The sequence below is a fragment of the Nonomuraea sp. NPDC049607 genome (assembly GCF_040675375.1).
Taxonomy (GTDB): Bacteria; Actinomycetota; Actinomycetes; order Streptosporangiales; family Streptosporangiaceae; genus Nonomuraea.
The window spans coordinates 36,449-51,167 of the sequence record NZ_JBFAOV010000012.1; the positions used below are offsets into that span (position 1 = coordinate 36,449).

12 protein-coding genes are annotated in these 14,719 nt (G+C 71.0%); 11 read left to right on the forward strand and 1 reads right to left on the reverse strand.

Annotation, left to right across the window (positions count from 1 at the left end):
• Nucleotides 1-189 precede the first annotated feature (189 nt).
• From AB0J97_RS23780 to AB0J97_RS23825, 10 genes are all read left to right on the forward strand, one after another.
• Entirely contained in the window at nt 190-1,830 is a 1,641-nt protein-coding gene (locus tag AB0J97_RS23780; RefSeq protein WP_364092029.1) for a beta-N-acetylhexosaminidase, read from the forward strand.
• A complete protein-coding gene (locus AB0J97_RS23785) occupies nt 1,827-4,196 on the forward strand; it encodes a phospholipase D-like domain-containing protein (protein WP_364092031.1) in 2,370 nt (789 codons plus the stop codon). The genes AB0J97_RS23780 and AB0J97_RS23785 overlap by 4 nt, the downstream gene beginning before the upstream one ends.
• 125 nt (nt 4,197-4,321) lie before the next feature.
• Nucleotides 4,322-5,566, forward strand: coding sequence for a sugar ABC transporter substrate-binding protein (locus tag AB0J97_RS23790; RefSeq protein WP_364092033.1), 1,245 nt, complete (start codon nt 4,322-4,324; stop codon nt 5,564-5,566).
• 3 nt (nt 5,567-5,569) lie between these two features.
• Nucleotides 5,570-6,502: a sugar ABC transporter permease gene (locus AB0J97_RS23795; protein WP_364092035.1), complete on the forward strand. Its 933-nt coding sequence runs from the start codon at nt 5,570-5,572 to the stop codon at nt 6,500-6,502.
• Nucleotides 6,495-7,304 carry a carbohydrate ABC transporter permease gene (locus AB0J97_RS23800; RefSeq protein ID WP_357707378.1) on the forward strand — a complete coding sequence of 270 codons (810 nt, stop codon included), beginning with the start codon at nt 6,495-6,497 and terminating at the stop codon, nt 7,302-7,304. Before AB0J97_RS23795 ends, AB0J97_RS23800 begins: the two co-directional genes overlap by 8 nt.
• A gap of 132 nt (nt 7,305-7,436) precedes the next feature.
• Nucleotides 7,437-9,098 (forward strand): bifunctional metallophosphatase/5'-nucleotidase, encoded by a 1,662-nt coding sequence (locus tag AB0J97_RS23805; RefSeq protein ID WP_364092037.1) that lies wholly within the window; start codon nt 7,437-7,439, stop codon nt 9,096-9,098.
• 125 nt (nt 9,099-9,223) lie between these two features.
• Nucleotides 9,224-9,667: a helix-turn-helix transcriptional regulator gene (locus tag AB0J97_RS23810; RefSeq protein ID WP_364092039.1), complete on the forward strand. Its 444-nt coding sequence runs from the start codon at nt 9,224-9,226 to the stop codon at nt 9,665-9,667.
• Complete coding sequence (locus AB0J97_RS23815; RefSeq protein ID WP_364092041.1) at nt 9,664-10,623, forward strand: hypothetical protein; 960 nt, start codon at nt 9,664-9,666, stop codon at nt 10,621-10,623. Before AB0J97_RS23810 ends, AB0J97_RS23815 begins: the two co-directional genes overlap by 4 nt.
• Before the next feature lie 10 nt (nt 10,624-10,633).
• On the forward strand, nt 10,634-11,380 hold the full coding sequence (locus tag AB0J97_RS23820) for an alpha/beta hydrolase (protein ID WP_357707384.1): 747 nt from the start codon (nt 10,634-10,636) through the stop codon (nt 11,378-11,380).
• The gene (locus tag AB0J97_RS23825; RefSeq protein WP_364092043.1) at nt 11,377-11,793 is read left to right on the forward strand and encodes a cytidine deaminase; all 417 of its coding nucleotides are present in this window, start codon (nt 11,377-11,379) and stop codon (nt 11,791-11,793) included. The genes AB0J97_RS23820 and AB0J97_RS23825 overlap by 4 nt, the downstream gene beginning before the upstream one ends.
• A 102-nt stretch (nt 11,794-11,895) precedes the next feature.
• Here the strand turns inward: AB0J97_RS23825 and gdhA are convergent, their stop codons facing one another.
• Nucleotides 11,896-13,236, reverse strand: coding sequence for an NADP-specific glutamate dehydrogenase (gene gdhA, locus AB0J97_RS23830; protein WP_357707387.1), 1,341 nt, complete (start codon nt 13,234-13,236; stop codon nt 11,896-11,898).
• Nucleotides 13,237-13,429: 193 nt separating this feature from the next.
• Between gdhA and AB0J97_RS23835 the strand changes: the two genes are divergently transcribed.
• A complete protein-coding gene (locus tag AB0J97_RS23835; protein WP_357707389.1) occupies nt 13,430-14,662 on the forward strand; it encodes a serine hydrolase domain-containing protein in 1,233 nt (410 codons plus the stop codon).
• Nucleotides 14,663-14,719: the final 57 nt, after the last annotated feature.

The window sequence follows — 14,719 nt, forward strand, 5'->3', positions numbered from 1 at the left end:
TCTTGACGAATCTTAATGGTGAGCTACATCATAAATCCAGATCGAGGCGCTCACCCAGAAAAGAGGCCAGATCATGGGCGTGGCCGCGGGCGGTTCGCGGCGACCGGAAGCCGAGCGCCATGGTACGACCCGCCGCCCACCCTGTCACTGACCGCCGATCCCCACCCCCCGACCCCTCAGGGACCTGTCTTGCTGCTGCCGCGACCCGTCCATCTGACCCGAGACGGCGGGGAACCCTTCGCCCTCACCACGACCACAGTGATCGCCGCGCCTCCCGGGCTCTCGCGGGTGGAGGGCTGGCTGCGTACCGTGCTGTTCCCGGTGACCGGCCTGCCGCTGCCTCCCGGAGCGCCGGGGCCCGGCGCGATCGAGCTCACCCTGACCGACGGGCTCGGCCCCGAGGGCTACCGCCTGACCGTACGCCCGGACGGGGTGCGCATCGAGGCCGGTGACGCGGCCGGGGCGTTCTACGGCGCGCAGACCCTGCGCCAGCTGCTTCCTCCCGACGCCTTCCGCAGCGGCGCGGTCGGCGAGCGGGACTGGCACCTCGCCCCGGTCACCGTCGCCGACCGGCCGCGCTTCCGGTGGCGGGGCTGCCTGATCGACGTGGCCAGGCACTTCCTGCCCAAGCCCGACCTGCTGCGGTACATCGACCTGCTGGCCGCCCACAAGCTCAACGTGCTGCACCTGCACCTCACCGACGACCAGGGCTGGCGGGTGGAGGTGACGGGATATCCGAAGCTCACCGAGGTCGGCGCGTGGCGCAGGGAGAGCCCCCTCGGTTCCCGCCGGGACGACATGTTCGACGGCCGCCCGCACGGCGGCTTCTACACGCAGGAGGACCTGCGGGAGATCGTGTCGTACGCGGCCGACCGGTTCGTCACCGTGGTGCCGGAGATCGAGCTGCCCGGACACTCGCAGGCGGCCATCGCGGCCTATCCGGAGCTGGGCAACCTCGACGAACGGCTGGAGGTCGCCACCAGATGGGGCGTCTCGCCCAACGTGCTCAACGTCGAGGACGCCACGCTCGCCTTCTACCGGGACGTGCTCGACCAGGTCATGGACATCTTCCCCGGCGAGTACGTCTGCGTGGGCGGCGACGAGTGCCCCAAGGAGCAGTGGCGGCGCAGCCCGCAGGCCCAGCGGCGCATCCGCGAGCTCGGCCTGCGCGACGAGGCGGAGCTGCAGAGCTGGTTCATCCACCGGTTCTCCGACCACCTGGCGGCGCGCGGGCGCCGCCTGCTGGGATGGGACGAGATCATCGAGGGTGGCCTGCCGCCGGGGGCGACGGTCGCGTCCTGGCGCGGGACGTACGGCGCGGTCGTGGCGGCGAAGGCCGGGCACGACGTGGTCACCTGCCCCTTCACCGAGCTCTACCTCGACTTCCGTCAGTCGGACCGCTCCGACGAGCCGGTCCCGATCGGCAGCGTGATCTCCTTACGCGACGTCTACGCCTACGAGCCGGTGCCCGCGGAGCTGACGGAGGCCGAGGCCGGCCGCGTGCTCGGCGCGCAGGCCAACCTCTGGACCGAGCACATCGACTCGCCCCGCGCGCTCGACTACATGGCCTTCCCCAGGCTCTCGGCCTTCGCCGAGGTCGTGTGGAGCCCCGGCGGAGGCGACTACGAGGACTTCCGGGCACGGCTGTACCACCACGAGCGACGGCTCGCCGCGCTGGGCGTGGAGTACCGCAAGGAGACCGGCCCCGAGCCGTGGCAGACCCGGCCGGACGTCCGCGGCTGGCCGCGGGAGCGGGCGGAGACCGAGGCCGAGGTGGCTGCCTGGACCCGCGACCTGCGGCGGAACCACAGCGAAGGGAAGCGGTCATGATCAAGCGCCTGTTCGTCATCCTGGTCGGCCTGTCCCTGCTCGGACCGGTCGCCCCGGCCCAGGCGGCGGCTCCCCAGGTGTCGGCCTACTTCAGCAGGCCGAGCGTCGACGGCACGCTCGACGGCTCCCTGCTGACCAGGCTGCTCGACCTGATCAACCTGGCCGCCCCCGACTCCACCCTGCGCGTGGCGACCTTCGTGCTGGAGATCGAGGCCGTCAAGGACGCTCTGGCGGCGGCGCACGACCGGCGTGTCGACGTGCGGGTGGTGTCCGAAGGGTCCGGGTCCCACCCGTTGCTCGACGAGCTGGCCGCCGCCGGCGTGCCGGTCACGCTCTGCGACAGGGGCTGCAACGGGCCGGACACCGACATCAGCCACCACAAGTTCTTCGTGTTCAGCCGGCTCACGGACGGCAGGACCGACGTGGTCGTGCAGAGCTCGCAGAATCTCAGCCCCGAGAACGGCATGCACCAGAACATGCTGATCAGCACGGGCGACGCCGGGCTGGCCGACGGCTACCGGCAGGCGTTCGACACGCTGGCCTCCCGGGTGCGGACCACCTGGCGGGCGCCGTTCACCTCCACCAGTGGCAAGGTCACGGTCTGGATGGAGCCCCGCGACACCGCCTACGACCAGACCGCCTACGGCAGCGCCGACCTGGTCGCGGCCATGATCCGCGACGTGGGCTGCCCCGGCACGATCCGCGTGGCGCAGTCGCAGTTCGCCACGGACCGGCCGCTGGTCATCGCGGAGCTCAAGGCGAAGAAGCAGCAGGGCTGCGACGTCCAGGTGCTCGTGGCCGAGGGCAACCAGACGGTCGCGACCGCCCAGGAGCTCGCCAAGGGCGGGATCGTGGTGCACACCTTCCGGCCCGGCGGCTGCCGCTACCCGGCGGGCGGCACCTGCGCGCCCGACGGCCTCCACTCGAAGATCGTCCTGGTGGACGGGCCGTCGGCGGCGGCGGGCGGCGCGCGGCGCAGCTACGTCTACACCGGCTCCCACAACCTCAACAACGGCTCCCTGACCGCCTCGGACGACTCCTTCGTCCGCGTCGACGACGCGGCGACCTACGCGCTGTACGACGCGGACTTCACCGCCATGCTGGACGAGATGATCAAGATCGTCCCCAGGGCCTACCCGGGGGCCGGGCTCCAGATGGCCGCCAACGGCCCCGACGACCAGCGCGCCCCCAGGGCGGCCGCCATGCGCTCCGGCTACACGGCGGTGACCTGGGAGGACGACCGCGACCGCGCCTCCCTGGACGGCACCGAGATCTACGCGCGCATCTATCGCGACGGGCAGCCGGTGACCGGCCCCGTGAAGGTCTCCATGGGCGGGGTCGGCTGCGCCACCGGCTGGAACCACGTGCAGCCGTCGGCCGGCGTGGACGACGCGGGCAACGCGTACGTCGCCTGGGCCGAGGACGGCGACTGCCGCGGCGAGCACAACATCGCGGTGCGCAGGCTCTCGCCGTCGGGCACGCTGAGCCCGGCGATCTGGGCCAACGCGCCGCAGTGGAGCGGCGACCAGACCCGGCCGAGGATCGCGGTCCGCGGCGGCGGCGGGTTCACGGTGGTGTGGGAGGACGGGCCGAGCGGAACCGTCCGCGCGGCCGGTTACTCCTCCCTGACCGCCCGCGCCTTCGCCCCGCTCCAGGTGGGTACGGGCGACCGGCCGGACGTGGCCGTCGACGGCGCGGGCGCCGCGACCGTGGTCTGGCAGCAGGCGCCCGACGTGTACGGCAGGCGGCTCTCGGCGACCGGCGCGACCGTGGCGCCCGCCACGAGGATCAACACCAACGCCGCCACCCAGCACCTGGCCCCCGCCGTGGCCACGACCCCGGGCGGCGACAGCGTCGTGGCCTGGAGCGACAACGTGGCGGTCACCGGCGGCGACGTGACGACCGTCTGGCGGGTGCGGACGCGGGGCCTGACGCCGTCCCTGGGACAGCGGTTCGCGGAGACCCCCGTCGCGTTCGGGCAGTACGCGCCGAACACGCCCTCCGACGGCGGCAAGGAGTACCCGCCGCTGTGCGGGGAGGTGTCCTCGGTGGACAGGTGCGCCGTCCAGGGGACGCCGTCCGTGGCCGTGGACGACACCGGCCGGTTCGTGGTCGGCTGGACCGAGTCCGACGCGTGGAACGCCGGCCGCTCCCACGAGGTGTACGCCCGCGGCTTCAACGCCGACGGGACGACGACCGGCCGCTTCCCCTGCGAGCGCATGAACCCGAACACGGTCGGCGACCAGTCGGGCACCGCCGTCGCCGCCGACGGCCGCGGCTTCCACCTCTTCTACGTCGAGGACTTCGACGTCAACGGATACGGCGACGTCGTGGCCAGGACAGGCTTCACCAACACCGGATTCTGAGCCCGCCGCCGTTCACCGCCCGCCGCCCCCGCGCGGGCGGACCCGCCGAGATCGAGACCTGATCATCACCCCCGACGCCGTCCTCCGGCCTGCCCGCCGACGGCTTACAGAGAAAAGGAACGCCCATGCGCCTGCGTATGGCATTGGCCGCCGCCCTGGCGATGACCCTGGCCGGTTGTGGCTCCGGCACCGACACCACCAGCAAGTCCGGAAAAGTCACGATCAGCTACGCGATCTGGGAGAAGAACGACCAGCCCAGCACCCAGAAGATCATCGAAGCCTTCCAGAAGCAGCACCCCGACGTCACGGTCAAGCTTGAGATCACCCCGTGGGACCAGTACTGGACCAAGCTCCAGACCGCGGCCACCGGCGGCGCGGCCCCCGACGTCTTCTGGATGAACAGCCTCAACGTCCGGATGTACGCCAAGGGCGGCGTGATCGCCCCCTTCGAGAACGCCGACGTCAGCGCCTTCCCGCAGGCCATCGTGGACGGCTACCGCTACGACGGCAAGCTCTACGGCATGCCGCGTGACGTCGGCGTCCCCGTGCTCTGGTACGACAAGGAGCTCTTCGACAAGGGCGGCGTCGCCTACCCGACCGCCGACTGGACCTGGGACGACCTGCGGGCCGCCGCCAAGAAGCTGACCGACCCGGCCAAGAAGCAGTACGGCCTGCTGGCCCCCCTGTGGGACCAGGGCGGCTTCTACCCCACGATGGTCCAGGCCGGCGGCCACGTCATCTCCGCCGACGGCAAGAAGTCGGGCTTCGACGAGCCCGGCTCGATCCAGGGCCTGGAGTTCTGGACCGACATGATCAACAAGGACAAGGTCGCCCCGCCCGCCCAGGCGACCACCGACACCAGCCCGGTGCAACTGTTCATGACCGGCAAGTACGCCATGTACTACGGCGGCTCCTGGCTCGCCACCACGTTCAAGGCCAACACCGAGCGCGGCGACAAGGTCGACGTGGCGCCGCTGCCCAAGGGGCCCGCGCAGGAGGCCGTCATCCTGCTCGGCCTGGCCAACGCCGTCTCGGCCAAGAGCGAGCACCCGGCCGAGAGCGCGCAGTTCGCCCAGTTCCTCTCCTCCGACGAGGCCGAGAAGATCCTCAGCGACGCCGGCGGCGCCTCGGTCTCCTCCCGCGCGGGCACCCAGGACGGCTGGTTCAACGCCTTCCCGAACTACCGCCTGAAGGAGACGTTCGACGCCTCGATCCCGAACGGCGTGCCGTACCCCGTCTCCCTCAACACCGCCAAGTGGCAGGACGTGCAGAACAAGGTCCTGGCCGAGGCGTGGGCGGGCAAGCGGCCGACCGCGGAGGCGGCCAAGGAGATCGCCGCGCAGATGAACGAGATCCTGGCCAAGGAGTAGCCGATGGTGCTGACCGAGGAACGGGCCGCCGCCGTCGGGGCGGCGGCCCCGACGGGGCGGCGGTCGCGCCGCGACTGGCTCTGGGGTTACGCGCTGATCGCGCCCATGGCCCTCGGGCTGGCCGTGTTCTACCTGTGGCCGATCGTCCAGACGCTCTATCTCAGCTTCACCGAGTCCGGCGTGTTCGGCGGGCAGACGTGGGTCGGCCTGGACAACTTCGTCGCCCTCTTCGGCGACGAGGAGATGGTCGGCGCGCTGCGCAACACGCTGCTCTACTCCGTGCTCGTGCTGATCGGGGTGCCGCTGTCGATCGTGATCGCGGCGCTGCTCAACGTGCCGGGGCTGCGCGGGCTCGGCTTCTATCGCACGCTGTACTTCCTGCCGGTGGTCACCATGCCCGCCGCCGTCGGCCTGACCTGGCGCTACCTGTACAACGGCGACTTCGGGCCGATCAACTACCTGCTCGCCCAGGTGGGCATCGACGGGCCCTACTGGGTGTCCGACCCCGAGTTCGCGATCTACGCGATCGCGGTGGTCGGGATCTGGACCTCGCTCGGGTACAACGCGGTGCTGTTCCTGGCCGGGTTGCAGGGCATCCCCAAGCACTACTACGAGGCCGCCTCGATCGACGGCGCGGGCAGGTTGCGGCAGTTCTTCCGCATCACGCTGCCGCTGCTCACACCCACCACGTTCTTCGTCACGGTGATCACGCTGATCAACGCGTTGCAGGTGTTCGACCTGGTCTACCTCATGATCGACACCAAGAGCCCGGCGCTGGCGGGGAGCCGCACCATCGTCTACCTCTTCTACGAGCAGGGCTTCGTGCAGAACAGCCGCGGCTACGCCGCCGCGATCGCGGTCGTGCTGCTGGCCCTGATCCTCCTGCTGACCGCCGTCCAGTTCAGGCTGCAGAAGCGGTGGGTGCACTATGAGTAGGCGCTGGATCGTGCACGCGGTCCTGCTGGCCGGCGGGCTGATCATGATCACGCCGTTCGTCTGGCAGCTCGTGGTCTCGCTGCAGACCATGACCGAGTCGATGCGGGTGCCGCCCACGGCGGTCCCCTCCTGGCAGTGGCACAACTTCGCCGACGTGTTCCAGACCGTGCCGCTCGGGCGGCAGTTCCTCAACACGGTGATCGTGACGGTGGCGGTGACGGCCGGGCAGCTCCTGCTGTGCTCGCTGGCGGCCTTCGCCTTCGCGCGGCTGGAGTTCCCCGGGCGCGGGCTGGTCTTCATGCTGTTCCTGGCCGTGCTGATGGTGCCGGGGGAGCTGTTCCTGCTCCCGCGGTACGAGATCATGCAGGGGCTCGGGTGGCTCAACAGCCTCCAGGCGCTCATCGCCCCCGGCGTCTTCGGGGCCTTCGGCACGTTCCTGCTGCGGCAGTTCTTCAAGACCCTGCCCAAGGAGCTGGACGAGGCGGCGCGGCTGGACGGCGCCAACCCGCTGCAGATCTACTGGTGGATCATGCTGCCGCTGGTGCGGCCCGGCCTGCTGGCGCTCGGCCTGCTGACCGTCATGTGGTCCTGGAGCAGCCTGCTCTGGCCGCTGGTGGTCAACACCGACCCGGAGATGATGACGCTCTCCGCCGGGCTGGCCTCGCTGCGCGGCCAGTACCTGACCAACTACCCCATCCTCTTCGCCGGGTCCGTCGTGGCCTCGCTGCCGGTGATCGTTCTCTTCGTGGTCATGCAACGGCAGCTGATCGCGGGGATCGCGTTCACCGGCTCGAAGGGCTGATCCGCAAGCCTTTTATCCCGATATTTCACCTATTGAGGAGCAAGTGTGTCTTCGTTCCGTAAGTGGATCGTAGTCGCCTTAGGCGTCACTCTGGCCTCGACAGCCACACCCGCACAGGCCGAGCCGAAGCCCGTGGACGTGCAGCTGCTGTCCTTGACCGACTTCCACGGCTACATCACCCCGCAGTCCAACGCCACCGACGGCACGATCAAGGATCCGCAGGGGAACACCCTGGTGGTGGGTGGCGCGCCGTACATCGCGACGCATCTCGACCGGCTCAGGCAAGGCCGCAGGAACACGGTCACGTTCGCCAGCGGTGACAACTTCAGCGGCTGGCCGACCGAGGTGTCCTACCACGCCGACGAGCCCACCATCGAGTTCCTGAACAAGATCAAGGTGGAGTTCACCGCGGTCGGGAACCACGAGCTGGACCGGTCGCTGGGCTTCCTGCGCGACCACATGGGCAAGGGCGAGTGCTTCGGCGAGATCGGGCTCGACAGCTGCTTCACCGACTCCGACGGGCAGCAGTTCTCCGGCGCCGACTTCACCTTCTCCACGGCCAACATCGTCCAGAAGGGCGACGACCGGCCGGTGCTCCCGCCGTACGTGATCAAGCGCTTCCAGGGCATCCCCGTCGGGTTCATCAACCTGACCACGCCCACCACCGTGGACGGCTCCACCTCCTACCAGCCGTCGCTGGACAACCTGCCGCTGGTGGAGACGGCCGACAAGTACGCCGCCATCCTCAAGGCGCGCGGCGTCAAGGCCATCGTCGCCAACGTGCACGAGGGCGGCAAGGCCGGGGAGGACTACAACGGCTGCGGCGAGCCGAAGGGCGGGCCGATCTGGGACTTCGCCAAGAACGCCTCGGCCGACATCGACGTCATCGTCACGGGCCATTGGCACTGGTACTTCACCTGCTCGCTCCCCGACCCCGCCGGTAACCTCCGCCCGGTCGTCGAGGCCGCCAACCACGGCCGCCTCATCAGCGAGATCAACCTGAAGCTCGACCGCCGCACCCGTGACGTCATCAGGCCCGAGACCACCGCGGTCAACCACCCCGTGACCCGCGACGTCACCCCCGATCCCGCCATGGTCAAGCTGGTCGACCACTGGAACGCCAAGACCAAGGAGACCTACGCCAAGCCCTACGGGACCATCACCGGCGACCTCACCAGGACCCGCGACGCGACCGGGCAGAGCACGCTCGGCAACACCGTGGCCGACGTGGAGTACTACGACTCGCAGCAGACCGAGGGCGGCAAGGCCGACCTGGCCATGGCGGCCGTGGCGCCGACCAAGGGCTCGAACTCGCTGCGCGGCGACCTGAAGTTCGCCAAGGGCACGAACCCCGCCGACGCCGACGGCCGGGTGCTCATGGGCGAGTCCTGGGCGGCATGGGGTTACGCCAACCCGGTGCTCACCGTCTCGGTCAAGGGCGCGCAGATCGAGCAGGCCCTTGAGCAGCAGTGGCAGACGCAGGCCGACGGCACCGTGAAGTTCGCGCCGCTGGCCGTGTCCAAGAACGTCCGCTTCTCCTACTCCCCGAACCGGCCTGTGGGGGACCGGATCAACCCCGCGGACGTGGTGATCAACGGGCAGCCGCTCGACACCGGCAGGACGTACCGGCTGGCGGCGCTGGCGTACACGCTGATCGGCGCCGACGGCTACACGGCCTTCGCCGGGTACACCGACGCGGTGCGCGGCAACCGCGACTACGAGGCCATGCGGGCCTACCTGCGACAGGGACCGCTGACCCCGCCCGCCCTGGACCGCGCGATCCCGCTCCCGTAGGGCTCCCGGTGCGGGGGGACCTGCCGTCCCTCCGCACCCCGGGCTCGCACTTCGCTCGCGGGACCGGCGGTTTTTTCGCATGCCGGAGTTGCGGCTCGCTCTGATCATCGGTATATATCGTCGGCATGACTTCAAGGGCGATGCAGGAGCCGACGTTCCTCATCCTGACCGCGCTCGCGGCCGGGCCGCAGCACGGCTACGGCATCATCACCGACGTCGTGCGGATCTCCGCCGAGCGGGTGCGGCTGCGGGCCGGCACCCTCTACGCCGCCCTCGACCGGCTCCAGGCCGAAGGGCTGGTGGCGGCCGACCGGGAGGAGGTCGTCGACGGGCGGGCGCGGCGCCACTACAGGCTGACGCCCGAGGGCGAGCTCCGGCTGGCGGCCGAGGCCGAGCAACTGCGGCACAACGCGGAGACGGCCACGGCCCGGCTGCGCGGCCGGGCGGCGTGGCAGCCCGGCGGAGGGCTGGGATCGGCGTTCGCCGGGCCGCTCGGGGCGTTCGCGGGGCCGCCGGGAGCGCTCGGCGGGCCGTCGGCGGCCTTCGGCGGGGCAGGGAGGTCGCGATGACGTCCCTGGAACGGCGCTACCGGCGGCTGCTGGTCCGGTGGTACCCGGCCGAGCATCGGGCCCTGCACGAGGAGGAGATGATCGCGGTGCTGGTGGCGGGCGCGGAGCCCGGCCGGCGGCGGCCCGGGGTGCGCGACACGTTCGACCTGGTGCGGGGCGGCCTGGCCATCAGGGTGCGGCGCGGGGCCGGCGCCCAGTGGCGGGCCGCGGTCGACGCCGCCGCCCTCCTGGTGCCCGTCGCGCTCCTGTTGACGGCGCTCGCGCGGGCCGCCATGTTCGGAGCGGCGACATGGCAGCGCCCCTTCGTGGCGGACGAGTTCCCGCAGTTCCTGCGCATGCTCACCTACGCCCTGCCGTACGCGGTCGTGGTGGTGCTGGCCTGGCGCGGGAAGGCCGGTGCGGCGGCCGTCTGCGCGTGGGCGTACGCGCTGGTGACCCTGGGGGTGCGCGGGTGGGTCAACGCGTCGTTCACGTCCAGCGTGACCGGCGACGGGGTGCTCCTGATCGGAGGCGTGCCGTTCGACTTCGGCGGGATGGCGATCTCGGCGCTGCCCCTGGTGCTGTGCGGGGCGATGCTGCTCCTCGCGCCGTCTCCCGGGCCCGGCCCGCTGGGCGGGCGGCGGCTGCTGAGGTGGATGGCCGTGCTCCTCGGGGCTGCGGCGGCCGGCGCGGCCGTCTCGTCCCGATGGGCCTACCCGCCCATGTGGGCCCTGGCGGTGGTGGCCGCGGGGCTGGCGCTGCGGTCGCCGGTCGGGCGCCGTGCCCTGGTGGTGCTGCTGCCGATGGTCGGCGTCTACGTGGGCGGGCTTCCGGGGGCCGGCTACCTGCTGAACGCGGTGCTGCTGAGCGTGCCGGCGGTGGTGGTGCTGGGGGTGACGTCCTGGATGGCCCGGGTCGCCGGACAGGGCGCGGGTGCCGTAAAAAAGGGGACGAACCGGTCACTGAATGGCTGGTAACGTCTGCGCGATGATGATTTCTCATGATGTCGCGGGTGACGGACCGGCCCTGCTCCTCCTGCACGCGGGGGTGTGCGACCGGCGCATGTGGGACCCCCAGTGGGAGCCCCTGATCGCCGCCGGGTTCCGGGTGGTCCGATGCGACCTGCGCGGTTTCGGGCAGAGCCCGCTGCCCACCGAGCCGTACAGCAACTCGGGCGATGTTCTCGACCTGCTCGACAGCCTGGGCATCGACCGGTTCTTCCTGGTCGGTTCCTCCTACGGCGGGAAGGTGGCGCTGGAGGTCGCCGCCGGCAGCCCTGAGCGGGTGGAGGCGCTGGTCCTGCTCTCCGCCGCGCTGCCCTGGCGGGAGCCGAGCGCCGACCTGCGCGCACTCGGAGAACGCGAGGAGGAGCTGGTCGAGGCGGGCGATCTGGCGGCCGCCTCGCAGCTGATGGTCGACCGCTGGCTGGGCCCCGACGCCGGCGAGGAGGCCGGGCGGGCCGTGCACGAGATGCAGGTGCGCGCCTACGAGCTCCAGCTCGCCGAGGGGGTCGTCGGGCCGGTCAAGGTCGCGATCGAGCCGTCGGTCGTGACGATGCCGTGCCTGGCCGTGTCGGGCGCGCACGACGCCGTCGACTTCCGGCACACCGAGGCCGACCTGCCCGCCGCCCGCAACGTCGAGCTGCCCTGGGCGGGCCACCTGGCGAGCATGGAACGCCCGGCCGAGGTCACCGAACTGATCGTCGCGTTCCTGCGCGAGCAGGCCCGGGCTTGACCGGCCACCACGCCGACAACGAGCTCGTCCAGGCCGCCGCGGAGGTCGCCCGTACTCGTTGCCGGGGCGACAACCACACCATGGCGGCCGCCGCCCGCGCCCGGGACGGCCGGATCATCACCGCCGTGAACGCCTACCACTTCACCGGAGGACCCTGCGCCGAGCTGGTGCTCATCGGCACGGCCGCCGCCCAGGGCGCCTACGAGCTGGACACGATCGTCGCCGTGGGGGACCGTGACCGGGGAGTCGTCCCGCCGTGCGGCCGTTGCCGTCAGGTGCTGCTGGACTACTTCCCGGCCCTCAAGGTGATCGTGGGCGGCGGTGACCGCCTCCGGGCGGTCCCCGTCGCCGACCTGCTGCCCGAGACCTACGTCTGGGCCGACCACCAGCTCGACCCCACCACTCCGGCCTGACCGCCGACCCGCCGCCAGGCGTGCGGCCGGACCCGGGGTCCGTCCGCACGTCGCCCGCTGTCAGGCACAGCCGGCCGGCGGCGGGTCAGCCGTGCGCGCGGGTCAGATCAGGCCCAGGGCGAGCATGGCGTCGGCGACCCGGCGGAAGCCGTCGATGTTGGCGCCGGCCACGTAGTTGCCCGGCATGCCGTACTCGTCGGCGGTCTGCAGGCAGCGGCCGTGGATGTCCTGCATGATCTCCCGGAGGCGGCGCTCGGAGAACTCGAACGTCCACGAGTCGCGGCTGGCGTTCTGCTGCATCTCCAGCGCGCTGGTCGCCACCCCGCCCGCGTTGGCGGCCTTGCCCGGCCCGAACGAGACGCCCGCCTCCAGGAACACCTTGATGCCCTCGGGCGTGGTCGGCATGTTGGCGCCCTCGCCGACCGCGAGGCAGCCGTTGTCCACCATGAACGCGGCGTCCCGGCCGGTGATCTCGTTCTGCGTGGCGGACGGCATCGCCACCTCGCAGGGCACCTCCCACACGCTGCGGTCCGGGACGAAGACGGCGTGCTCGCCCCGGCGCTCCGCGTACGCCTCCAGACGGCCCCGCTCGACCTGCTTGACCTGCTTGAGCAGGTCCAGGTCGATGCCCTTCTCGTCGAGGACGTAGCCGGAGGAGTCGGAGCAGGCCACCACGACGCCGCCGAGCTGCTCGACCTTCTCGATCGTGTAGATGGCCACGTTGCCGGAGCCCGACACGACGACCCGCTTGCCGTCGAACGACGTGCCGCGGGCCTTGAGCATCTCCTCCACGAAGAACGTGCAGCCGTAGCCGGTGGCCTCGGTGCGTACCTGCGCGCCGCCGTAGACCAGGCCCTTGCCGGTGATCACGCCGGATTCGTAGCGGTTGGTGATGCGCTTGTACTGGCCGAACAGATAGCCGACCTCGCGCCCGCCGACGCCGATGTCACCGGCCGGGACGTCGGTGTACTCGCCGATGTGCCGGTAGAGCTCGGTCATGAAGCTCTGGCAGAAGCTCATCACCTCGCGGTCGGAGCGGCCCTTGGGGTCGAAGTCCGAGCCGCCCTTGCCGCCGCCGATGGGCAGGCCGGTCAGGCCGTTCTTGAAGATCTGCTCGAACCCGAGGAACTTGACGATGCCCAGGTAGACCGACGGGTGGAAGCGCAGCCCGCCCTTGTACGGCCCGAGCGCGCTGTTGAACTCCACCCGGAAGCCACGGTTGATCTGCACCTCGCCACGGTCGTCCACCCACGGCACCCGGAAGATGATCTGACGCTCGGGCTCGCAGATCCGCTCGATGATCTTCGATTCGGCGTACTCGGGATGCTTGCCGAGAACCGGGCCGATGCTTTCGAGCACCTCGCGCACCGCCTGGTGGAACTCGACCTCGCCGGGGTTCCGGCGCAGGACGTTGTCGTAGATCGACGACAGTTTCTCGTGCAAGAAGGACTCCCTACATCACTGGTGCAATCCTGCTCACTTTACGATTCGGCCACTCGTGAGCAGCAGGCGGCCCGCCCTCGCGCGCTCCCGCGGATGTCAGCGGCGGCGTCAGGGCGCCGACAGTCCGGTGTCAGGACGGTCGGCGAAGGTTTACCCCATGAGCGGATCGGCGCTCACGGGACGAGGGAGAACGATGACGGGCAACGGCAACGGCGGCTTCTCGAAGGCCGGGCTGGGCAGGCTGCACGACGTGCTGGCGCGGCATGTGGACTCGGGGCGGATCCCCGGCCTGGTCGCCCTGGTCGGCCGGGGTGAGGAGACGCACGTCGAGGCGATGGGGACGATGCGGCACGACGGCGGCGCGCCGATGAGCCGGGACACGATCTTCCGGATGGCGTCCACGTCCAAGCCGGTGACGATGGCGGCGGCGATGGTCCTGCTGGACGAGTGCCGGCTGCGGCTGGACGACGTGGTCGAGCCGTGGCTGCCCGAACTGGCCGACCGGCGGGTGCTCACCCGCGTGGACGGCCCGCTGGACGACACCGTGCCGGCACGCCGGCCGATCACCGTGCGCGACGTGCTGACCTCCACGTTCGGGCTCGGCATGGACATGACGTCGCTGGGCACCCCGATCATGAACGCGGTGTTCGGGCAGGGTCTCACGCCCGACCTGCCGACGCCGATGCCCGAGCCGGACGAGTGGATGCGCCGCCTGGGCGAGCTGCCGCTGATGCACCAGCCCGGGGAGCGCTGGCAGTACCACATCGCCAGCGACCTGCTCGGCGTGCTGGTGGCCAGGGTCACGGGCCGGCCGTTCGGGACGTTCCTGAACGAACGCGTCTTCGAGCCGCTGGGCATGAAGGACACCGGCTTCGACGTGCCCGCGGGCAAGCTCGACCGGCTGCCTCCCCTGTACGCCCCCGACCCGGCGACGGGCGAGTTCCACGTCTGGGACGAGGCTCAGGGCGGACGTCACAGCGAGCCCCCGGCGTTCCAGGGCGGCGGCGGCGGGCTGTCGTCCACGGTGGACGACTACCACGCCTACTTCCGCATGTTGCTGAACGGTGGCACGCACGACGGCGAGCGCGTCCTGTCGCGGCCCGCCGTCGAGCTGATGACCACCAACCGCCTCACGCCCGCCCAGCAGGCCGCCCGGCACGCGATGGCGGTCGACAACGTGCACATCTCCTTCGGCCAGGGCCAGCACGGCGGCTGGGGCCTCGGGATGGCGGTGCGCACGTATCGCGGCGACTACGCGCCCGTCGGCCAGTTCGGCTGGGACGGCGGCAGCGGCACCTCCACCTACGCCGACCCCGAGAACGGGCTCACCGGGATCCTGCTCACCCAGGTCGGCATGTCCACGCCGGACTCGGCCCGGCTCGTCCACGACTTCTGGACCACGCTCTACCAGGCGATCGACGCCTGACCGGGGCGCCGACGGTAAAGGAAGGTTTGCCTCCGGGGCCGAGTGCGGGAGGGGGGC